The organism is Halalkalibacter sp. HAAS-P013 (assembly GCF_056619925.1).
The window spans coordinates 197,396-220,184 of sequence record NZ_JBWQTU010000009.1 but is presented as its reverse complement, the minus strand read 5'-3'; the positions used below and the strand labels follow the sequence as shown (position 1 = coordinate 220,184).

Annotated in this window: 17 protein-coding genes; 14 read left to right on the top strand and 3 right to left on the bottom strand. The window is 36.8% G+C overall.

Features of this window, described 5'->3' with window-relative positions:
• Positions 1-435: 435 nt before the first annotated feature.
• Positions 436-909 carry a tRNA (uridine(34)/cytosine(34)/5-carboxymethylaminomethyluridine(34)-2'-O)-methyltransferase TrmL gene (trmL, locus tag AC1FXP_RS14190; protein WP_480062448.1) on the top strand — a complete coding sequence of 158 codons (474 nt, stop codon included), beginning with the start codon at positions 436-438 and terminating at the stop codon, positions 907-909.
• A gap of 360 nt (positions 910-1,269) precedes the next feature.
• Positions 1,270-1,827, top strand: a complete 558-nt coding sequence (locus tag AC1FXP_RS14185) for a DUF5366 family protein (RefSeq protein ID WP_480062446.1) — start codon at positions 1,270-1,272, stop codon at positions 1,825-1,827.
• Between the two features lie 45 nt (positions 1,828-1,872).
• Here the strand turns inward: AC1FXP_RS14185 and AC1FXP_RS14180 are convergent, their stop codons facing one another.
• Positions 1,873-3,744 carry a transglycosylase domain-containing protein gene (locus tag AC1FXP_RS14180; RefSeq protein WP_480062444.1) on the bottom strand — a complete coding sequence of 624 codons (1,872 nt, stop codon included), beginning with the start codon at positions 3,742-3,744 and terminating at the stop codon, positions 1,873-1,875.
• A gap of 527 nt (positions 3,745-4,271) precedes the next feature.
• Between AC1FXP_RS14180 and AC1FXP_RS14175 the strand changes: the two genes are divergently transcribed.
• The 11 genes from AC1FXP_RS14175 (at position 4,272) to AC1FXP_RS14125 (ending at position 20,287) form a co-directional block, all read left to right on the top strand.
• Positions 4,272-6,167, top strand: coding sequence for a PrkA family serine protein kinase (locus tag AC1FXP_RS14175; RefSeq protein ID WP_480062442.1), 1,896 nt, complete (start codon positions 4,272-4,274; stop codon positions 6,165-6,167).
• Positions 6,168-6,397: 230 nt separating this feature from the next.
• Entirely contained in the window at positions 6,398-6,934 is a 537-nt protein-coding gene (lepB, locus tag AC1FXP_RS14170) for a signal peptidase I (protein WP_480062440.1), read from the top strand.
• Between the two features lie 542 nt (positions 6,935-7,476).
• A complete protein-coding gene (gene yhbH, locus AC1FXP_RS14165) occupies positions 7,477-8,649 on the top strand; it encodes a sporulation protein YhbH (RefSeq protein ID WP_480062438.1) in 1,173 nt (390 codons plus the stop codon).
• Positions 8,650-8,980: 331 nt separating this feature from the next.
• Complete coding sequence (locus AC1FXP_RS14160; protein WP_480062436.1) at positions 8,981-10,456, top strand: NCS1 family transporter; 1,476 nt, start codon at positions 8,981-8,983, stop codon at positions 10,454-10,456.
• 147 nt (positions 10,457-10,603) lie between these two features.
• Positions 10,604-12,853 (top strand): MASE3 domain-containing protein, encoded by a 2,250-nt coding sequence (locus AC1FXP_RS14155; RefSeq protein ID WP_480062434.1) that lies wholly within the window; start codon positions 10,604-10,606, stop codon positions 12,851-12,853.
• 32 nt (positions 12,854-12,885) lie between these two features.
• Positions 12,886-13,869: a Gfo/Idh/MocA family protein gene (locus AC1FXP_RS14150; protein ID WP_480062432.1), complete on the top strand. Its 984-nt coding sequence runs from the start codon at positions 12,886-12,888 to the stop codon at positions 13,867-13,869.
• 778 nt (positions 13,870-14,647) lie between these two features.
• The gene (gene pruA, locus AC1FXP_RS14145) at positions 14,648-16,192 is read left to right on the top strand and encodes an L-glutamate gamma-semialdehyde dehydrogenase (protein WP_480062430.1); all 1,545 of its coding nucleotides are present in this window, start codon (positions 14,648-14,650) and stop codon (positions 16,190-16,192) included.
• 124 nt (positions 16,193-16,316) lie between these two features.
• Entirely contained in the window at positions 16,317-17,234 is a 918-nt protein-coding gene (locus AC1FXP_RS14140; RefSeq protein ID WP_480062428.1) for a proline dehydrogenase family protein, read from the top strand.
• A 322-nt stretch (positions 17,235-17,556) separates the two neighbouring features.
• On the top strand, positions 17,557-18,462 hold the full coding sequence (gene rocF, locus AC1FXP_RS14135) for an arginase (protein WP_480062426.1): 906 nt from the start codon (positions 17,557-17,559) through the stop codon (positions 18,460-18,462).
• 63 nt (positions 18,463-18,525) lie between these two features.
• Positions 18,526-19,716, top strand: a complete 1,191-nt coding sequence (locus AC1FXP_RS14130) for an ornithine--oxo-acid transaminase (RefSeq protein WP_480062424.1) — start codon at positions 18,526-18,528, stop codon at positions 19,714-19,716.
• Positions 19,717-19,843: 127 nt separating this feature from the next.
• The gene (locus AC1FXP_RS14125; RefSeq protein ID WP_480062422.1) at positions 19,844-20,287 is read left to right on the top strand and encodes a MarR family winged helix-turn-helix transcriptional regulator; all 444 of its coding nucleotides are present in this window, start codon (positions 19,844-19,846) and stop codon (positions 20,285-20,287) included.
• A gap of 155 nt (positions 20,288-20,442) precedes the next feature.
• Here AC1FXP_RS14125 and AC1FXP_RS14120 read toward each other — a convergent pair whose 3' ends face one another.
• Positions 20,443-20,610 (bottom strand): hypothetical protein, encoded by a 168-nt coding sequence (locus tag AC1FXP_RS14120; RefSeq protein ID WP_480062420.1) that lies wholly within the window; start codon positions 20,608-20,610, stop codon positions 20,443-20,445.
• A 15-nt stretch (positions 20,611-20,625) separates the two neighbouring features.
• Positions 20,626-21,816 carry a DUF418 domain-containing protein gene (locus AC1FXP_RS14115; RefSeq protein ID WP_480062418.1) on the bottom strand — a complete coding sequence of 397 codons (1,191 nt, stop codon included), beginning with the start codon at positions 21,814-21,816 and terminating at the stop codon, positions 20,626-20,628.
• A gap of 150 nt (positions 21,817-21,966) precedes the next feature.
• Between AC1FXP_RS14115 and nfsA the strand changes: the two genes are divergently transcribed.
• A complete protein-coding gene (gene nfsA / locus AC1FXP_RS14110; RefSeq protein WP_480062416.1) occupies positions 21,967-22,713 on the top strand; it encodes an oxygen-insensitive NADPH nitroreductase in 747 nt (248 codons plus the stop codon).
• The last annotated feature ends 76 nt before the right edge of the window (positions 22,714-22,789 follow it).

Sequence of the window (22,789 nt, the reverse complement as noted above, 5' to 3'; positions counted from 1 at the left end):
GTACGAAATCGACGCGATGAGCGGAGCCGCCGTAAAAGGTTTTAAGGCTTTTGAGTGAATTTCTCAAAAGGCGCACGGCGAGAGAAGCCATCGCAACATGTTCGCACAAACTAGGTTAGAAAGGGCGCTCTTCCCTTTTGGTACGAAATCGACGCGATGAGCGGAGCCGCCGTAAAAGGTTTTAAGGCTTTTGAGTGAATTTCTCAAAAGGCGCACGGCGAGAGAAGCCATCGCAACATGTTCGCACAAACTAGGTTAGAGAGGGCGCTCTTCCCTTTTGCTTTTATCTTTCCCATGTTGTATCTAGGGGGGGATAGGAGGGTGACTTTCATAAGTCATCTTCTTTCGGCATTTCTTCTTTTATACGTAGGTGGTATAATGGATTTTGTCGAAACAGCTATCTTATTTAATTAAAGGAAATAGAGGTGTATGCACGTGGGATTACATATCGTGCTTTATCAACCAGAGATCCCAGCCAATACAGGTAACATAGCGAGAACATGTGCTGGAACCAATACTACGTTGCACTTGATTCGTCCTCTTGGTTTTTCAACGGATGACAAAATGCTGAAGCGGGCTGGTTGTGATTACTGGCCGAGTGTTTCTATCAATTATTATGATTCGATGGACGAGCTATTTGAAGTCTATCCAGAAGGAGCTTTTTATTTTATCGAAACAGTAGGCACGAAAAATTATAGTGAATTTGATTATTCTAATGAAGAAACAGATCATTTTTTTGTGTTTGGTCGCGAAACTACGGGGTTGCCACAAAGTATCATTGAGAAGAATGTAGACCGATGCTTTAGGATTCCCCAAACGGATAAAATCCGATCGCTAAATTTATCTAACACAGCCGCAATTGTGATATATGAAGCAATTCGTCAGCAAGGGTTTCAAGATTTAAAGTAAAAATGGTGGAGTGAAAAATCGACCAGTCTCCGAAGAGATTGGTCGATTTCATAAAGTAAGTATTAATTTTTGTGTGGATTGTCTTCATATCCTGCTGTAAATATAGCAACGAAGAAAACAATACTAACACCAAGGATGAGCAATGTACCCATATTTATTCCTCCTTGTCACAAAGCATATGTCCATTATAAAACAATTTCAGTAAGAAAGAAATGAAAGTTACGTGAAAGCGGCGAAGAGTTTACTTAAAAGCGGTTGACAGTTTCTTTAACCCTAAAAATCGAAAGCGTTAAGCTTATGAAGTTGTCATCATTGTTTTTAATTTTAAACCTAATTATAGAAAAGAAGGAGACGTCTGACTTGTCAAATCGTTACATCACTAGTCACTTCCCACTAATCTCTATTTTATTATTTAGCCTTGCGTTCGCTATTTATGTTCAAGGATTTATTCTTGGTGAACTAGCGAATTTAGGTATTTACAGCGGAATGTTAGAATTCATTTCCGAAAGTGGTATAAAGTTGACGTTAATGTTTTTACTATTATTGTTTTTCTTTATGGTTTTCTCTGCTTTAAAATTAATTGCCGATACAACGATAGAACTTTCTATGCTGTTCTTTTCCAAGGATGAAGAAGGAAATGAATTAAATAAAGTAAGAGCAGGTTCATGGATTTACTTAGCTGCAAGTGTAATTGCGGTCCTTCTTGCACAATTTATTTTTTTGGTCGTTTTCTTGTTTCTATTAGCAAGCTTAAGTTACTTTGTCTTTCTAGTATATAAAATTAATAATACGTTGAGTTTGTCGGGGCTTATTGGATTTATCTTTTTTCAAGTGATCTTTTGGAGTGTGTTTGTGTTAGCGGTCGTCTTTGCACTTCTGAGGTTATACAATAGTTTTATGGCGAGTTTACCTATATAACCAAAAAGGACTTGTTCTCTTTTTAAGAGGCAAGTCCTTTTTGGTTTATCTCATTAATTCACGCCAAATTTGTAAATGTGGTGCTTGATTATTTAAGTGATCTATGCTTGATCGCTTGTCTTTTCCAATCCATACTCCAGTCGTATATTGGTCTGTTAAACCTACGAACCATAAGTCAAAGTAATTGTTTGTGGTGCCTGTTTTTCCTCCAGAGTATGGTGCTGAAACTTGAGCTCTTCTAGCTGTTCCACTTTCCATTACTTCTGATAGCAGCTTACGCATCTTATCGTTTGTAGCTTGACTCCAAACGCGGCTCTCTTCTTTTTCCCAAGTATAAAGTACATTCCCATCTTTATCTGCTACGCCTCGAATGGCATAAGAAGGCTGAAAGTTGCCTCCGTTTGCAAAAGTTGTATAAGCGCTCGTTAACTCAAGTGGAGTCATTCCATGCGAAAAGCCCCCTAAAGCAGAAGAGAGATTATAATCATTTTCACCTATATGTGAAAATGAAAACGGAGCGAGATAATCAAAAGCCGTTTCAATACCAACTCTGTCCAAAATTCGAACAGCAGGGGTGTTATAAGAATGTTTCAGTGCTGTTGTTAAAGGGACCATGCCGTATTGGGCACCACCATAGTTTTTAGGGCAATAATCTTCTCCACTAACTTTATAACACACATTATCGGCATTGATCGTACTTTGAATAGGAACATCAAACTCCTCTAAATAAGGAGCATACACGAGTAACGGTTTGATTGCTGAGCCGGGCTGTCTAGGATTTTGATATCCTCTATGAAAATCGAATTTACGATACTCTTTTCCACCCGTAATTGCAACAATTTCATTGCTGTGATGGTCTAAAACAACGGCTGATGCTTGTACATCTGAACTTGGTACTTGTCTATGAATGGATTTAATAGCCAGATTTTGTAAGAAAGGATCTAAAGCTGTTTCAATATGAATCCCTTCTTTAAATAATTGTTGAACTCGTTCATCAAGAGAGCGTTGAATGTCTTGTCTAGCCTCATCCGTAGATGCTTGCGAAAGCTTTTGATTAAACCCTTCGCTTTCTGCGATTAGTTCAGTAAATTCCGAATGAACGTAAGTGACGTAATCAGGGTGTAAATCAGTTTTAGGACTAACGTTTAAGACAATTGACTCATCAAGTGCCTCTTCATATTGTTCTGATGTCACATAGGACGCTTCCAGCATTTTCTGTAATATCCATTGCTGTCTTAGCTTTGTTTGTTCACTATTTCTTAACGGATCGTAATGACTAGGATTATTCGGAACAGCACTTAAAAAAGCAGCTTCAGCCACAGTTAGCCTTTCACTTGGCTTATTAAAGTAAAACCTACTTGCAGCTTCTATTCCATACACACCATTGCTGAAATAAATCGTATTAATATATAGTTCAATAATTTCTTCTTTCGTATAGTTTTTTTCGAGCTCGTGAGCATAAAGGATCTCACTCATTTTTCTGTTATAAGTTTGGTCATGAGTAAGAAAAAGGTTTCGAACGAGTTGTTGGGTCACCGTACTGCCACCTTCTTCTATGTTATCGTGTCTAACATTTGCCAGAATGGCTCTTGCAATTCCAATAGCATCATAGCCTTTATGCTCAAAGAAACGTTGATCTTCTGTAGCAATAAAGGCATCTATGACCACCGATGGAATTTCTTCATAAGGTAAATATACCCGATTCTCATCTCGGAAGACCTCGCTAATTACATCACCATTACGATCGTATATCAAACTATTATTTGAGAGGATGATTTCTCCTAAATTTACTTGTTCATTGATAACATCCGATAATGATTTTACTTCTTTAACTTCTGCTGACACTTCAATCATTAAAAAAATAAAAGCGATAAATATTAGGCTCGATAATGTCCAGCCAGTAATGGATTTTAACATAGGTTCACACACTCATTTCAATGTATTCGATCCTTATTGTACCATCAAATATTATTTTATGGTGATGGAAACAGCAGGGAAGTTCTTTCTTAAAAGAGTAAATTACCATTTAGAGAGATTATTAGATCTTCTTCAAAAAGGAAAAACGTCTTTTTATATTTTAAGAGTGCGAACATGTTTGCGATGGTTCCGCGCGCCGTGCGCCATTTGAGAACCCCACTCAAATGGCTTAAAAGAAAACGGCGGCTCCGCAGATTGCTAAGATCTTCTTCAAAAAGGGAAGAGGAAGCTTTTATATATTAAGAGTGCGAACATGTTTGCGATGGTTCCACACGGCGTGCGCCTTCCTGCGAAAACCCGCTCAAAAGGCTTAAAACATAACGCCGGCTCCGCACATCGCTAAGATCTTCTTCAAAAAGGAAAAGCACTTTTTTGAAGAAGATCTTAAATTCTAATGCATGTTCACTTTTGTTTTTGCATATGGTTTATTAATCGCGCTCTTGAACACGAGGATGGAGGTACGATACATGAGTATATTAAAAAAAGTAGAACAGTTTAGAGAAGAAGAAGAACGCTTAAGATGGGAAGGAACATTTGCTGACTATTTGGAGTTACTTAAGGAAAAGCCGTGGATTGCACAAACCGCTCACTCCCGTGTTTATAATATGATTAAAGATGCTGGTGTGGAAGAAGTGAACGGGAAAAAGGAGTATTCCTTTTTTAAGGATCAACTTTATGGCGTAGAAGAATCTCTTGAGAAGCTTGTTGAAGAATATTTTCACTCTGCTGCTAAAAGACTTGATGTTAGGAAAAGAATCCTTCTTTTAATGGGTCCTGTTAGTGGAGGGAAATCAACACTCGTTACAATGTTGAAACGTGGATTAGAGCAATATTCTAAGACTGACAAGGGCGCGGTATTTGCAATAAAAGGTTGTCCAATGCATGAAGATCCACTGCATTTAATTCCAACTCATTTACGTAAGGATTTTCAAGAGGAATATGGGATTAAAATTGAAGGTAATTTATCGCCGTTAAATATGATGCGCGTGGAAGAAGAGTATGGTGGTCGTATTGAGGATGTTTTAGTTGAGCGTATTTTCTTCTCTGAAGATAAACGTACAGGTATTGGTACATTTAGTCCGTCTGATCCAAAATCCCAAGATATTGCTGACTTAACAGGAAGCATAGACTTCTCTACAATCGCTGAGTATGGTTCTGAATCAGACCCAAGAGCTTACCGTTTTGATGGGGAATTAAACAAAGCGAACCGAGGAATGATGGAGTTTCAAGAGATGTTAAAGTGTGATGAGAAATTCCTATGGCACTTACTTTCTTTAACACAGGAAGGAAACTTTAAAGCTGGGCGCTTCGCGTTAATAAGTGCTGATGAACTTATTGTTGCTCATACAAATGAATCTGAGTACAAATCGTTTATCTCTAACAAAAAGAACGAAGCCCTGCATTCTCGGATCATTGTCATGAAAGTTCCATATAACTTAAAAGTTAGTGAAGAAGAGAGAATCTATAAAAAAATGATTCAAGATAGTGATCTCGCTCATGTTCATATAGCTCCTCACGCTTTAAAAGTGGCTGCCATTTTCACAATACTAACAAGATTGAAAGAGCCGGCTAAGCAAGGCGTTGACTTGTTGAAGAAAATGCGTCTGTATGATGGAGAAAGCGTAGAAGGATTTAATTCTCAGGATTTAGAAGAATTAAAGCAGGAAGATCCAGATGAAGGTATGAGTGGAATCGATCCACGTTATGTAATTAATCGTATCTCTTCTGCGATCATTCGTAAGCAATTAACGTCTATTAATGCATTAGATGTATTACGCTCAATAAAAGAAGGATTGAGTGAGCACGCCTCCATCTCAAAAGATGACCGCGAGCGTTACATGGATTTTATTGCGATAGCTAGAAAAGAATATGATGCAATTGCGAAGAAAGAAGTGCAAAAGGCATTTGTTTACTCTTATGATGAGTCCGCTAAGACGTTAATGGATAACTATCTGGATAATGTCGAGGCTTATTGTAATAAAAATAAACTTCGCGACCCTCTTACTGGTGAAGAAATGACGCCAGATGAAAAGTTAATGCGTTCAATTGAAGAACAAATTGGAATTTCAGAAAATGCTAAGAAAGCATTTAGAGAAGAAATATTAATTCGGATATCTGCTTATGCTCGTAAAGGGAAGAAATTTGATTACAATTCCCATGAGCGCTTACGTGAAGCTATTCAAAAGAAATTGTTTGCGGATTTGAAAGATATTGTGAAGATCACGACTTCTACAAAAACCCCAGATGAATCGCAGTTAAAGAAAGTCAATGAAGTGATTGCTAGATTAATTGATGAGCATGGGTATAACTCTGTATCAGCGAATGAACTCCTTCGCTATGTAGGAAGTTTGTTAAACAGGTAATAAAGATTTGAAGACACTGAAAGAGGTCATATGGACCTTTTTCAGTGTTTCTACTTATTAGTAATGGCTCCACACACTGCAAGCCTTCTTTGAGAAATCAACACATAGAAGGCTTCTTCAGAACTCGCCATATTTTGCAAGCTTTCTTTTCTCATTTGTTGCAGACTTTAACTTGTAGCAATGGCAAATCTTTGGTAGATTGAAGAAAAGTGCTGGGCGGAGGAAATAATGTGGAAACTAGAACTAATGAGTGGCTGGAATGGGGAAAAGCATTTTTCATAGCAATTGTTTTTGCAATTTTAATCCGAACATTTGTCTTTACAAGCTATGAAGTACAAGGAGAGTCGATGTCTCCAAGTGTCTTTGATGGTGAGAGGTTTATTGTTAATAAGATTGGATATGGATTTACAGAGCCTGATCGCTTTGACCTCATCGTATTTCACGCAAATGAAAATGAAGATTATATAAAACGAGTAATTGGCCTACCAGGGGATATCATTTCTTATCAAGACGATGTTCTCTACATTAATGCTGAACCTATCGATGAGCCGTTTTTAAAGCAAAGAGTGGCAGAACACAAATGGGGTTCATATACAAATGATTTTGCTGTATCTGAGGTTGTCCCAGAAGGTCATGTTTTTGTTCTAGGAGATAATCGGCCAAATAGTTTGGATAGTCGTCGCCTAGGGTTTATTGAGACAGAACAAATTGTTGGAAAAGTGGATTGGCGTTTTTGGCCTATTAAAGAATTTGGATTAATGAGATAATAAAGGGTTTCTTATTAGTTAGGGGCTTAATAAAGGAGTCCCCCTTTTGATTTTAAGCGATTAGATTTGAGGGAAGAAAAACTATGAAATAATAAAAAGGAGTTCAATCAATGAATTGGGCTCCTTTTTGATATTCAAGGGAGTTAAAAAGGTTGTTTTAGTTTAATTATTTGATAAAAAACATTGGTAATCTAATTCATTTACTGGGAGGTAGTTAAATTCTTAATCAAAGTTTGATAATGAAACCTTTGAAGATAAAGTTATAGAGCAGTGCACATCTAAGACTGCTCACTCCGCTTGTTAGCAGTTAGTTATATACCTATTTTTTGCTTGTCCATTTTCGAAATTAGAAGATTTGTCAGAATTTATTAGCAACTCTCTCCCCTGTCTGCATAGGATAAAGTAAGCCATTTTATTAAAGGCTTTGTTATCTAATGCGACTCGAGACCATAGTATGCAAAGGCATAGGGAAGTGTGAAAACAAAAATTTCGTTTTGTGAAACAGGAATGAAGTTATAAGAATAAAAAGGGAGGGGAATCACATGACGAAAAACAATCAACGTCAATTTGTCGTGTCACAAGAAAACTGGTCTCTTCATCGAAAAGGCTATCAAGACCAAAGACGCCACCAGGAAAAAGTACAAGAAGCGATCAAGAAGAACTTACCTGATCTTGTTAGTGAAGAAAATATTGTCATGTCTAACGGTCGAGATGTGATTCGTATTCCGATCCGTTCTCTCGATGAATACAAAATTCGTTATAACTATGATAAAAATAAACATGTTGGTCAGGGAGAAGGAGATAGTAAAGTTGGCGATGTGGTAGCGAGAGATCCAAATGCCCAAAAACAGCAAGGACCAGGAAAAGGAAGAGGCCCTGGTGATCAAGCTGGTGAAGATTACTCTGAGGCAGAAGTTTCGATAATGGAATTACAGGAAATGCTTTTTTCAGAATTAGAACTACCTAACTTACAGAAGAAAGAGGAAGATGAGATTCTTATTGAAGACATTGATTTCAATGATATTCGCAAAAAAGGATTGATGGGTAATATTGATAAGCGCCGTACGATTCTTTCGGCTATCAAAAGAAATGCTCTTGCAGGCAGACCAGGATTAAACCCAATTTATAATGATGATCTTCGTTTTAAAACGTGGAATGAAGTGACAAAACCAGAGTCGAAAGCAGTTGTCATTGCGATGATGGACACAAGTGGTTCGATGGGACGTTGGGAGAAGTATATGGCCAGAAGCTTTTTCTTTTGGATGACTCGTTTCTTAAGGACAAAATATGAAACGGTGGAAATTGAATTTATCGCTCACCATACAGAAGCGAAAGTTGTTTCTGAAGAAGACTTCTTTTCAAAAGGTGAGAGTGGTGGAACGATTTGTTCTTCAGCCTATCGAAAAGCTCTAGAAGTGATCGATAGCAAATATGATCCAAAGCGTTACAATATTTATCCGTTCCATTTCTCTGATGGCGACAACCTTACTTCTGACAATGCACGCTGCTTAAAGCTTGTTGAGAAATTAATGGATGTCTCTAGTATGTTTGGATACGGAGAAGTGAATCAATATAGCCGTCACTCGACACTCATGAGTGCATACAAAAACATCGACGATATTCGTTTTCGTCACTATATCCTTAAGGAAAAAGGGGATGTCTATCACGCGATGAAGTCATTCTTTAAGAAAGAGGAAGAAGAAGCAATGGCGTAAGTGTATAAAGTTAAAAACTGAGGCTGTCACAAAGGTCAAAGAGCGGACCTTTTGTGACAGCCTCTTTGTTTTGCAGAAAAACGCAAAATAGTCTATGTAAGATAATTTGCGTTTTTTAATACATATTCTCTTAGGGATTAAATTTGAAGTGTCTAAAAGAAAAGTTGTAAGAAAAAATTACATTTAATATCCATTTTTTGAAATTTGGTGAGAAAATTATAAGTGTTATTCAAACTTACGGAATAGAGGTGATTTTTGGAATTTGAAACGACCTGACTTGTATTGGTACTCGTTGTACATGATTTAAAAACCTTAAAGGGGGATGTTCATTATGAGTAACAAAAACCAGTTTTTAAAGTCTCCTGATCTTTTGCCAATCACTCATAGCGGAAAAAAGGTAAATTCATTAGGTTTTGCATTTATATGGGTTGGTATGGCAGTTGTTTTGGCTGCATTCGCTATCGGTGGTTCAGGTGTGGAGAGTTTACCTTTAGGTTGGGTCGTACTAGCTACCGTAATTGGATGTGTTGTTTTAGGCTTACTCATGACTTTAACTGGAGATATTGGGGTGGAACATGGATTGTCGTTTCCCGTTTATATGAGAGCACCTTTTGGAACTTTTGGAACCCATATTCCTTCCTTAGTAAGAGGGGTCGTTGCATCTTGTTGGTTCGGTGTTAATACTTTTTTTGGTGCGACTGCAATGAATGCGATTTTAGCAACATTAACAAGTTTTGATAACTGGTTTATATGTTTTCTTATTTTTGCAGGTCTTCAAGTTTTAAATACCGCACTTGGTATTAAAGCTGTTGAACGTTTTGCTGATTTAGCTGCTCCTATTATTATAATTATCTCGGGTTGGATTTATATGACCTTATCTGCGCAAGCATTGCAAAATGGACGCGAAGTTTGGGCGTGGGTGGAGAACCCTTTGACAGGTGGAGCTGCTTTTACAGCATTTATGGTTGTGATCATGGCAAATATGGGATTTTGGGGAACACTTGCGTCCGACATGCCATCAATTTCTAGGTTTGTAAAAGCGCCAAAATTTGAAAAAAATTGGTTCAGGCGCAACAAAGCACAAGTTGTCGGGAATTTAATTGCTTATCCAATTGTTCAAACCTTCATGGTTATTATTGGAGCAGTGTCCTATATTGCTGTTTCAGACTATGATCCTGTTTTTGCTCTTCAACAATCGGCAGGTGGAGTCGTATTAGGTATTTTATTATTAATGATTGTATTAGCTCAGTGGTCAACGAATATTTCGGCAAACTTGATCCCGGCTGCAGTTGTATTTTCAAACGTTGGTGGCCCAAAAATCCCATTTTATATTGGTGTGATCGCTGCAGGTGTCATTGGAATTGCTGTTCAACCATGGAGTTTGTTTGGTATTATCATTGATATGTTGTTAATTATTGCTGCTGTCTTGTCAGCTATTGTGGGTATTTTAATATCTGATTATTATTTGCTTCGCAAACGCAGAGTGAATGTCCCTGATTTGTATGAAAGTGAGGGGCAATATAAATATATGAATGGCATTAACTTAGCAGGCTACTTAGCATGGATCGTAGGAGGAGGAGTTGCCTTATTCTTTCCGACCTACTCGTTTATAGTTGGCTTTCTTGTTGGCGGAGTGAGCTACTATGTATTGGCAAAATATTGGTGGTTTAAAAAGTATAAACAAGCAGAAATTGTTGACCCGAGCGATGAGAAATATCTAGGAATTACGGTAGGACGCGATTGGGAAATCAAGACAGATGAGAAATCAGGTGCGGAAATTGAAATTGCCGCAGCCTCAGCAAAATAATAGGTTAACACGATCAGCTTTGCTGGCCGTGTTTTTTCGTATTTTAATGTCTCTAGCAAAATAGGAATTAATGAAAAAAAGAAAAAGGTTGTGATGGTAAAAATGCTATAATAACGAAATGAGGTTATTCGTAATGGAGGTGAGTGTATGCAAATAAACAAAGTAGAAAAGAAATCTATAGCTTTAGGTGTGATAGGACTATTATTGTTTTCTTTAGTTTTCTTTCAGACTATTCAAACGGATGAGTATTACCTTGCCGACCATTTGCTTGTTCATACACTTCTTGAACTAGCTAGTATTGTAATATCACTATCAATATTTATTTATGGTTGGTTAACATTCCCTTTGGTTAAGTCAAGGCTTTTATTAGTCGTTTCTCTCACTTTTCTTGCAGTCGGAATTTTTGATATTTTACATACATTCTCATATACAGGTATGCCGTTTTCGATTGCTTCCAATGCTCAAACAACGGTTTGGTTTTGGATCGTGGCTCGATTGACAGTAGCTATTGTCTTAGTGCTAGTTGTTATCTTATTAAGTATAGAAACTAAAATTACTACTAAGTATGAAAGAAATAGTTGGTTAGTTGTTTATGGTGCATATGTAGTTCTTTTGTCGTTTTTTATTATTGCTAATATTGCTGACTTACCATTGCTACTCCTTGAGACTGGACCGACTGTATTAAAAATGGGACTAGAGTACTTTATTGCTTTTTTACATTTGGTGGCTATTATTATTCTATGGAAAAAGTATACTAAGAGCAGAGATCAATTTTATTTAAACTTAATAACAGCTTGTTATTTTCTTATTCTTTGCGGGGTAACCGTTACCATTTTTGCAACGGTTCACGATTTATCGTTCGTTGTAGGTCTTTTTTTCAAGGTGACGGGCTTCTATTATATTATTAAAGCTTTCTATTACTTTACGATTCAGGTTCCTCTTCTAAATAAAAAACAAGCAGAGGATAAATTAGTAGATATAGAAAGTGAGCTAGAGCTTCTATTTAAAAATACTGAAGATGCAATCTTTATTTATAATTTGAAAGACAAAAGCATCCTACGTAGGAACGCAGCATTTACGAAGATGTTTGGATATGATAGTACAAAGCCTTTATCTGCTAATTGCTTGGTTCCTTCTGATCGTCGCAAAGAGTTTTCTCAATTAGTTCGTCAGTTAGAGCAGGGACATTCTATCGTTAATTATAAAACAGTTCGTCAACGTCAAGATAAAAGTCTAATTGATGTTAGTATGACCGTGTCTCCCATGATTAGTAAGGGGGGGATTGTAATATGTGCTGCTATTTTTCGTGATATTTCTGAACAAACTAAAGCAGAAGAGGAACTTAAACAAACAAAAAAAGAATTGCAGGAAATCTTAGAACAATATCAAGGGTTAATCTTCAAATTCAAAAAAGTCCAGGACACCTTTGTTTATACATTAATGGATGGAAAACTTCTTTATGAAGAAGGGATGTCTCCAGAAAATGTTGTTGGGAAACCTGTCAAGGAAACGTATAAAGGGAACGATGAGAGCCTTTTAGATTTAAATCACGAGCGGGCGTGGCAAGGAGAAGAAGTTGAATTCCAATTTGAAGATTCAAAAGGTGCTACTTTTCTTGCTTCCTTAAAACCAATTCACGCTAATGGAAAAGTTATTGAAGTACTTGGTACAGTTGTAGATATTACAAAATTAATAAAGACTGAGGAATTACTTCGAAGAACAGAAAAGCTTTCTGTTGTAGGAGAACTTGCAGCGGGCTTTGCACATGAAATTCGCAACCCACTGACAACCGTTAAAGGCTTTTTACAATTAATTGGCCTAGAAGCTAAGGCAAAGAATCAAGAATACATTACAATCATGCTAAATGAAATAGACCGACTCGAGATGATCACGAACGAATTTATGGTTGTTGCGAAGCCTCAAGTTACTAAATACGAAATGGAAGACTTACAGATGATGACAGAAAGTGTCATCAAGTTTTTACAGCCGCAATCAATCTTAAATAACATTGAAATGAAAACGGTTATACATACTCCATTAGCTGAAATTTATTGTGATAAACATCAGCTAAGACAAGTGCTAATCAACATTTATAAAAATGCTATGGAAGCTATGCCAAATGGAGGGGTTATCACAACAGAATTAGCTATATTCGGGAATGATATTTCCATAGCTATAACCGATGAAGGGGTTGGAATCCCGGACGATTTGATTCCAAAATTAGGTGAACCATTTTATTCGTTAAAAGAAAAAGGTACCGGTCTTGGTTTGATGGTAAGTAAAAAAATCATTGAGTCTCACGAAGGAGAATTATTAATCAAAAGTAAACCAAATATAGGAACAACAATGACAATTGTGATTCCAATTAAGTCTGAAAAAGAACTATGTCAAACCTAGTTACAGAATTTTAATAAATAGGAGGGATCCTGATGGTCCGTTTCGCCGTGATAGGAACAAATTGGATTACAGAAAGTTTTATTGAGGCTGCAAAGAACATTGATGGATTTGCTTTGACTGCCGTCTATTCAAGAACAGAAGATCGTGCAAACCAATTTGCCAGAAAGTTTAATGTGGAAAACATATATACAAATTTACAAGAGATGGCTAGTAGTGATCAATTTGATGCCGTCTATATAGCCAGTCCCAATTCATTTCATGCTAGTCAGGCAATCCTCATGATGGAGAATGGAAAGCATGTTCTATGCGAGAAACCTCTTGCTTCAAACTCAGCAGAAGTAGAAGCGATGGTACATTGCGCAAAGGATCATCACGTTGTATTAATGGAGGCATTAAAAACAACACTGCTGCCAAATTTTTTAACCATTAAGGAACATTTGCATAAAATTGGAACAGTTAGAAGGTATGTCGCTAGTTACTGTCAATACTCCTCACGTTATGATCGTTATAAACAGGGGGAAGTATTAAATGCCTTCAATCCTGTTTTTTCGAACGGTTCTCTAATGGATATTGGCGTGTATGCCGTTTATCCTCTTGTTGTTTTATTTGGCGAACCACATACAATTAATGGCCAATGTTATATGCTCGAATCAGGTGTAGATGGTCAAGGAAGCCTTTTACTACAATACGACGAAATGGATGCGGTTATCACTTACTCAAAGATTAGCAATTCCTATATTCCTTCTGAAATTCAGGGAGAGAATGGGAGTATCATTATTGACAAAATTCATACGCCGGAGAAGGTTACAATAAAATACAAAGATGATTCCGAAGAAGATATTACCGTAAAACAAGATCAACATTCGATGTACTATGAAGCAAAGGAGTTTATTCATTTAATCCAAAATAAAGTTGGTGAATCGACAGTTAATTCTCATAGAAGCTCAATCATTACTGCATCAATTTTAGAAAAGGCAAGAAGGCAAATGGGTGTTATCTATCCAGCCGATAAGTAGGATGAATGATTAGCTGAACTGTGCATAGAAATAGTAATACCCCACTCCAATAGAAGGGCATTGAAAAAGTAAAACAGAACTTTTTCAGCACCCTTAGCCATTTAGTGGGGTATTACGCTATTTATTCGTAGCATTAATATTGATTTTTCGTAAACGGTATATTCATGTCTTAAAAGTATGTCCTGAATATAGGCTGATTCTACTTCGACGAGCAAGTCCTTTAACTTTTAATTTGACTCAGCAATAGCACTATAATGAATACTAGTTTGATTCTCTGGAACTTCAATAGGAACATTGGGCTTGTTGATGAAGTGAAAGGGAAGAGACGAAAAACTATCGATGATACCTCATCGGTGATTAAATTCATCGATCCCTCAATGATGTACTCCAATACTCTTACAATACCAAGCAAACTAAATTGATAAAATGCTCTTTAGAACTCCATCATCAATTCCTATTATATAATTTGGAACAAACGATTCTTTAAGTGATTATTTTGCAATCGCTTCAAATGGATTCTCTCGTTACTCCACTTTTTAAAACATTTTCTTTCAAAAGTTTATACTTTGTAATATCACTAGTCGGCTCAACAGCTCTGTCATTTCACCATTTGTTGTGATCGGAAACGTATTATTTACGGTTGTGATCTTTGGGCCGTCCTTATTGTAGTACGTATGTTTCCTCTAACACTGAGGTTTATATATTAAAAAAAAATTGTGCACATATCTTGCAATCTAGAAAGTGAAAAATAATTTGAAAGAAAAAGGAGTAGATTTCTATGACAGTACCTTACAAACATGAACCATTTACAGATTTTTCAATTGAGGATAATGTTCAACAATTTGAAATAGCATTAAAAAAAGTGAAAAGTGAGTTTGGAAAAGACTACGATTTAGTTATAGGCGATGAGAAAGTTTCAACAGAGGAGAAAATTGTATCAGTAAACCCATCTAATGTTTCTGAAGTTGTTGGTACAGTATCAAAGGCTAATAAGGAATTAGCAAAAAAGGCAATGCAAGTGGCAGATAAAACGTTTCAAACGTGGAAAAAATGGAACCCTGAAGCTCGTGCAGATATTTTATTTAAAGCAGCTGCTATCGTAAGACGTCGTAAGCATGAATTCTCGGCTTACCTTGTTTATGAAGCTGGAAAGCCATGGAATGAAGCTGATGCAGACACCGCTGAAGCAATTGATTTTTTAGAGTATTATGGTCGTCAAATGATTGAACTTGCAAAAGGGTATCCAATTGAAAGTAGAAAGATAGAGAACAACCGACTTGCCTATATTCCTTTGGGGGTTGGAGTCATTATTTCTCCTTGGAATTTTGCATTTGCAATCATGGCAGGGATGACTTCAGCAGCTCTTGTGTCAGGTAACACAGTTCTCTTAAAGCCAGCCAGTACTACACCAGTTGTCGCAGCAAAATTTATTGAAGTATTAGGAGAGGCCGGTCTACCTGCTGGAGTGGTCAACTATATTCCTGGAAGTGGTAGTGAAGTAGGAGACTATTTAGTTGATCATCCCAAAACGAGATTCATTAGTTTTACAGGCTCTAGAGATGTAGGTGTTCGCATATATGAGCGAGCAGCCAAAGTACATGAGGGACAAATTTGGCTTAAGCGTGTTATCGCGGAAATGGGAGGAAAAGATACGATCATCGTTGATAATCAAGCAGATCTTGATTTAGCTGCTGAAGCAATTGTTAAATCGGCATTTGGATTTTCCGGCCAAAAGTGCTCTGCTTGTTCAAGAGCTGTGATTCATCAAGATGTGTATGATCAAGTCTTAAGCAAAGCAATTACGTTAACGAAAAAGTTGACAGTAGGAGACCCGACAGAGAGAACTTATATGGGGCCTGTTAATGATCAAGCAGCTTTTGATAAAGTTATGAGCTACATTGAGATTGGGAAGGAAGAAGGAACATTAGTTGTAGGAGGAAAAGGTGATAATTCAAAAGGTTATTTTATTGAACCGACGATTTTTGCAGGAGTTAATGAAAATGCTCGTTTAATGAAAGAAGAAATCTTTGGTCCAGTTGTGGCTTTTTGTAAGGCAACAGATTTCGATCATGCCTTAGAAATTGCCAATAATACCGATTATGGATTAACAGGAGCGGTAATTACGAATAACCGAGCACATATTGAAAAAGCAAAAGAAGATTTTCATGTTGGGAATCTATATTTTAATCGTGGTTGTACGGGGGCAATTGTCGGTTACCATCCTTTTGGAGGGTTTAACATGTCAGGTACGGACTCTAAGGCAGGGGGGCCTGATTATCTTCTTCTTTTCACCCAAGCGAAATTAATGTCTGAGCAACTTTAAAAAAGATTAATAAGAGTTACTTTAAAAAGGACGAATGACTCTTTAGTGAATGTATTTTATAAATTTCAGACATAAAAAAAGGTCGGTTATCAACCGTGTCTATAAAGCAAAGGGGGTTATTTTATTGGTTGAGAAGCTCTCAAAAAATTTCTTTCTCTATCTTTCAAAAAATAAAGTACTTAATAAGAGTGCGAAAAGGTGGGGACTTAAATTAGGAGCAGCACAAGTAGTAGCTGGTGTAACTGTTGATAGTGTGATTAAAGTCGTTAAAATTCTTAATAAAAAAGGATTGGTTTGTACCGTAGATCATCTTGGCGAATTTGTCCTTAATAGAGATGAAGCTAATCAGTCTATGAAAGTATGTATTGAAACGCTAGAAGCTATTTCAGCTACAGGTGTCAATTGTAATCTATCTTTAAAATTAACCCAGCTTGGACTAGATATAGACCGACAATTATGTATTGATCATATGCGAGCCATTCTAAATGTAGCTAAGAAAACGAATAACTTTGTCAGAATTGATATGGAGGATTACTCACATTATCATCAGACATTAGAGATATTGGCAGAACTTCGTGAGACATATGACAATGTAGGAACGGTTTTACAAGCATACTTGCATAGTGGTAAAAAAGATTTAGAATGTTTGAGAGGTGTGCCGTTGCGTCTTGTAAAGGGGGCTTATAAAGAGTCACCTAAAGTAGCTTATCAAGATAAAGAGAAAATAGATGAGAATTTTTTAGAGATGATCAAACAACATTTGCTAACAGGGAGTTACACAGCTATTGCTACTCACGACCATCGAATCATTGAAAATGTAAAGATCTTCTGTAAAAAGTGGAATATCCCAAAGTCACAATTTGAATTTCAAATGTTGTATGGTTTTCGAACTGAACTGCAAGAACAAATTGCTAAAGAAGGGTACACGATGCGTGTTTATGTGCCTTTTGGTCATGATTGGTACGGCTATTTTATGAGAAGGTTAGCAGAAAGACCCCAAAATGTTTCTTTTGCATTAAAGGGCTTCTTTTCTAAGAAATAAGCATAGAATAATAGAACAGATCTTGCGATAGGAAGCCACTAAATTAGGTGGGGTGAAAATCTAATCTTTTTCAATGCCTCGAATAAGTAGCGGTGGCTCGGTATGCTGCGAACCTGCTATGAGAATCCAATCATAATAGGCTTTTTAAATTATTGCAACGGCTTTGTCCATTGTTTTGAGGGCACTGAAAAGGGAAAATTACCTTTTTCAGTGCCCTCCTCTAGCAGGCTTTTTATAAGATAGCATCGAATGGGTACATTGCATCGAGGCAAGGAGAAGGTTAGTAGTTTAAATGTTACGATGTTTTGAGAGAGGGGTTATTATGGGTGAACAGAAAAAAATATCAATAGTTGGAGTTCCTATGGATCTAGGGCAGGTTCGCCGTGGTGTCGATATGGGACCAAGTGCGATGAGATACGCTGGCTTACTAGAGGAGCTAAAGAATCAAGGCTTTGAAGTAGTAGATTACGGTGATATAACGATTCATAGGTCGACAAATGGAACAAACCAAGAACAGAAATTAAGAAACTTACAGGAAGTTATTAAGGTTAGTGAAGAGCTATGTAGAGAGTTAGACGAAGCGATAAATAAAGGCGGATTTCCACTAGTGTTAGGTGGAGACCATAGTATCAGCATTGGTTCGATTGCTGGAATTTCTAAGCATTACAAAAGGCTAGGGGTTATTTGGTATGATGCTCATGCTGATTTAAACACGGCGGAAACATCGCCATCCGGGAATATTCATGGCATGCCTCTTGCTATTAATATAGGTTTGGGCCATAAGTTATTAACACAAATTGGTGGGTATACCCCTAAAGTGAGACCAGAGAATATTGTAATTATTGGTGCAAGGTCAATTGATGAAGGAGAGCGTAAGTTAATAAAGGAAAAAGGGATCAAAGTGTTTACGATGCATGAAATTGATCGTAAAGGAATGACAGCAGTTATGGAGGATACAATTCGTTATTTGTCTGAACGTACAGATGGGGTACATTTAAGCTTTGATTTAGATGCCATCGACCCGATTTATGCACCAGGAGTGGGGACTCCAGTACTTGGAGGTGTTACCTATCGTGAAAGTCACTTAGCAATGGAAATGTTAGCAGAATCAGAAATCGTAACATCAGCAGAATTTGTAGAAGTAAATCCTATCTTAGATCATAAAAATAAAACAGCAGATGTAGCAATTGAGTTAGTAGCCTCTTTACTAGGTAAGCAGCTACTTTAAATACAGGTGTTTTGCTATAAAAAGAAAAGCTGTTGAAGTGGGTTATGATGGGAGGAATAGAATTTGAAGAACTCAAGAGATATTATCAAAAAAACGGAGCAATTTGGAGCTAATAACTATCATCCACTGCCCGTAGTCATTTCAGAAGCAAAAGGAGTTTGGGTAAAGAATCCTGAAGGTCATACGTATTTAGATATGTTAAGTGCGTATTCAGCTGTGAACCAAGGACATTGCCATCCTAGAATTGTAGCTGCGTTAATCGACCAAGCAAATAAAGTGACATTAACATCTAGAGCTTTTCACAATGACAAACTTGCCCCATTTTATAAAAAGGTAGCTGAATTAACAAGAAAGAATATGGTATTGCCGATGAATACGGGAGCAGAGGCTGTGGAAACAGCAGTAAAAGCTGCGAGACGTTGGGCTTATGATGTGAAAGGGGTAAATGATTTTAAAGCCGAAATCATTGTTTGTGAAAATAATTTCCATGGGAGAACGATGACTGCTGTTTCACTATCTTCAAATGATGAGTACAAAAGAGGATTTGGCCCGATGCTTCCAGGTATTAAGGTGATTCCTTATGGTGATATACAGGAATTGAAAACAGCTATTAATCCAAATACAGCAGCATTTCTTCTTGAACCAATCCAAGGAGAAGCCGGAATTATTATTCCTCCAAAAGGATTTTTGAAGCAAGCATATGACTTGTGCAAAGAGAAGAATGTCTTATTTATAGCAGACGAAATTCAATCTGGTTTAGGACGAACAGGAAAACTATTTGCTTGTGATTGGGAAGGAGTAGAGCCAGATGTATACATTTTAGGGAAAGCATTAGGTGGTGGGGTGTTTCCAATTTCAGTAGTCGCAGCAAATCAAGAGATTTTAGGTGTGTTTGAACCTGGTTCCCATGGATCGACTTTTGGAGGAAATCCGCTTGCATGTGCCGTTTCGTTAGCCGCAATAGAAGTTATCGAAGAAGAACGATTGGTGGAACGATCACTTGATTTAGGAAATTATATGCTAAAACAGTTAAGGAATATCAAAAGCCCAGTGATAAAAGAAGTGAGAGGAAAAGGATTATTTATTGGAGTTGAATTACATGTTTCGGCAAGGGAATATTGTGAACTGTTAAAAAAGGAAGGGCTATTATGTAAAGAAACACATGAAAATGTGATCCGTTTTGCTCCTCCTCTTGTCATTGAGAAAAAAGATCTAGAATGGGCTATTGCAAAGATCTATAAAGTTTTTCAATAATTGATAGATAGGCTTCTTCCCTATTCGGGTTTAGACTAAATAAGAAAACGCTTACTTTGTGAACTTGCTTAATTTAAACGATTCCTGTACGATTTTCATATGACATGATAACTAGGGGTAAAAAAGTATGGGGAAAAGCAAATACATTTTAGCAGATTCAATAGGTTATAAAATCACGAACACAGCTCGTCTTATTACGAATCGTCTAAATAAAAACTTCAAGCAAAATAACTTACCTGTAACACATGAACAATGGGCGATAATGATCAGGTTGTGGGAGGAAGACGGGTTAACTCAAAACAATTTAGCAGAAATGACGAAGAAAGATTCACCAAGTATCTCAAGGCTGATTAACAATATGGAAAAAAGAGATCTAGTTACAAGGATCCCGCATCCTGTCGATAAACGTACGAACTTAATTTTTTTAACAGCAACAGGAAAGAAAATGCAAATGAGTATGATTGAACAAGCTCAAAATACAGTTGACCAAATTTCAAATGGAATTGAAAAAGAGGAGATGGAAATCTTCTTAAAAGTTTTAATGAAAATTGACCAAAACTTATCTGAATAAAAAACACTTCTTTTCTCTAAATGAGAATAGAGGTGTTTTTTTTGAAACCAATGAATATGAAACTGCAGGAACTTTATTTAACAAACAGTAGAAAACGATCTAATTAAAGGTACTCAAGCGTATCAAAATGACAATATTATTTACTTAAACCCAGTTTATTGGTATATCACTACTGGTGGGTTAACTGCAGTAGAAGGAATGAATGCTGAAGTAGACGCAGCACTAACTGAATAAATGTGGTTAGGCAGCAACAGTGGAGAACATTGTTGCTGCCTTTTTGGGTTAAACCGTACTAATAATGTAGGAGAATATCCTATGAACACTTGAATCTGTCTCCTTTATTCCTTTCTACGTTGAAGCTTTGGAATATAAAGATAGGTTCCCCATCTCCAAAACCACTCAACTGGACCGATATAAAAGTTGCGAAGCCACCACTTACTAACTAGTAATTGCAACGTGAAGAATAGAAATACAAACAACGTGCCTATAAAGATACCAATATTAGAATATAAACCGAGCCCATAGCCGTAAAATAAAGTGGTAAAAATAATTGACTGTAATAAATAATTAGTTAATGATAATCTCCCCACATACGTGAGAGGCTGTAGAAATTTTCGACCACGTTCATTTGCAGCGAGTAGTGCAATACTTGAAGCATAGAACATAGCAACAAGAGGCCCTCCAACGGTTGTATGCAGCATTTCAAAGGCATAGTTATCAATGAATAAATAGGCAATTTTACTTGGGAATCCAATCAATAGCGTAATCCACCAGATCCGTAAGAAAAGAGGGCGGTGTGATGAAACGTCTAACAGCCATTTCTTTCTACAAACAAATGCCCCTAGTAAAAACATTCCGAGAACACTAACCATTGCTGTCGCACTGATGATGATATCCCCTAACATTCCTAAACCAAGTGGATCGGCATGTAAGCGAAAGTTAACTACTTCTAAGTAACTACCCGACATTAATATTTCTTTTTCTTCTATTGAATAGTTTAAGAGTTGGTCATCTAGACTTGTTAATGAGTCTTCCTCAGGTGTAGCAATTGATATGGCCATAAGAAATAATAGGAGGAAGGACCAGATTAATAGACCTCTTTCTTTTAGTTTTAAAAAGAAAAATAGGATTAAGGCAGTAAGTGCGTAAACAAAGAGGATATCTCCATCCCATATGAACAATCCATGTAAATAACCAACGATTAACAATATGAATGTGCGTCTGAAGTAAACGACTCCAAATCGTAAACTTCTTTGTTCAAGCCGTTCTTTTAAATAGGCCATACCATACCCAAATAGAAAAGAGAAAAGAGTATAAAAGCTAGCTTGTGCAAAGACAATGATAAATCCTTCTGTTATTCGATCGACAATTCCAAGTGGATAAAGCTGATGGATATCAGGAATGACGAACAAGCCATATTGAAAGTGTAGACTATTGGCTATGAGAATGCCTAAGAGTGCTAAGCCTCTCATCATATCTAATGTAATAATGCGTTCACCTTCTTGTAAAGGTCTAGAGTCTTTATTCATGGATATCTCCTTTTTTATTTCCTTTAATTGTAAATTGAAATCAGTCAAATGAACAAGGCGAATGTATGATCTTTAAGTAAGATTTCTTTTAAGAACATACCACATGATATAAACTACTAATAGTAGAAAGTGAATATAAAGGAGTGAAGTATGTTGCAAAATAATTCCGTTGTTGATTTAATTCAAAGTCATCGTTCCATTCGTAAGTTTTCAGATAACCATCTATCAAGTGAACAAGTTGAGCAGATTATTGAGTCTGGACGTTGGGCTCCAACTTCTCATCATGTCCAGGCATACAGTGTCATCGTTGTACAAGATTTGGAAAAGAAAAAGAAGTTAGCCACTTTGTGTGGTAACCAATCTTATGTTGAGACATGCCCTGTATTTTTTGTCATTTGTGCTGATTTCTATCGGTTAAAACAGGCAAGTGACATCCATCAACAAGCTTTTGAAGTAGGAGAACAAGAACAAGTACTCGTAGGAGCTGTGGATGCCGCACTAGTTGCTCAAAATATGCTTTTAGCAGCAAGGTCCCTTGAACTTGGTGGCGTGATGATTGGAGGGATTAGAAATGATCAGCAAGCTGTGTCAGAGTTGCTTAATTTACCATCGTATACATTCCCAGTGATGGGCCTTTGTATCGGTTATCCGGAACAGAACCCTGAGCAGAAGCCCCGATTGCCTCAAAAAGCAGTAGTTCATTTAGAAGAGTATGATAAAGACCATTTAGTTGGAGCCATTCACAAGTATGACGAGGTTATGAAGAAGTATTATTATGAAAGAACGAAAGGAAAGCGTTTAGATACATGGTCGGAACAAATGGCGAATTTTCTATCAACTCCCAAAAGGCCACAGGTTGGTGACTTTTTAAAAAAGCAAGGTTTTCTAAAAAGATAAAATTTGCTTAATAAGCTTTTTTGTAAACACTAAGCTTTGAAATTATTAATTGATGTTTCAATTTTAACAGTGAGCC

Coding starts and splice junctions, on each gene's coding strand:
- AC1FXP_RS14180 (WP_480062444.1), bottom strand. CDS start 3,744: ATGTTAAAATCCATTACTGGCTGGACATTATCGAGCCTAATATTTATC.
- AC1FXP_RS14175 (WP_480062442.1), top strand. CDS start 4,272: ATGAGTATATTAAAAAAAGTAGAACAGTTTAGAGAAGAAGAAGAACGC.
- yhbH (WP_480062438.1), top strand. CDS start 7,477: ATGACGAAAAACAATCAACGTCAATTTGTCGTGTCACAAGAAAACTGG.
- AC1FXP_RS14160 (WP_480062436.1), top strand. CDS start 8,981: ATGAGTAACAAAAACCAGTTTTTAAAGTCTCCTGATCTTTTGCCAATC.
- AC1FXP_RS14155 (WP_480062434.1), top strand. CDS start 10,604: ATGCAAATAAACAAAGTAGAAAAGAAATCTATAGCTTTAGGTGTGATA.
- AC1FXP_RS14150 (WP_480062432.1), top strand. CDS start 12,886: ATGGTCCGTTTCGCCGTGATAGGAACAAATTGGATTACAGAAAGTTTT.
- pruA (WP_480062430.1), top strand. CDS start 14,648: ATGACAGTACCTTACAAACATGAACCATTTACAGATTTTTCAATTGAG.
- rocF (WP_480062426.1), top strand. CDS start 17,557: ATGGGTGAACAGAAAAAAATATCAATAGTTGGAGTTCCTATGGATCTA.
- AC1FXP_RS14125 (WP_480062422.1), top strand. CDS start 19,844: ATGGGGAAAAGCAAATACATTTTAGCAGATTCAATAGGTTATAAAATC.
- AC1FXP_RS14115 (WP_480062418.1), bottom strand. CDS start 21,816: ATGAATAAAGACTCTAGACCTTTACAAGAAGGTGAACGCATTATTACA.
- nfsA (WP_480062416.1), top strand. CDS start 21,967: ATGTTGCAAAATAATTCCGTTGTTGATTTAATTCAAAGTCATCGTTCC.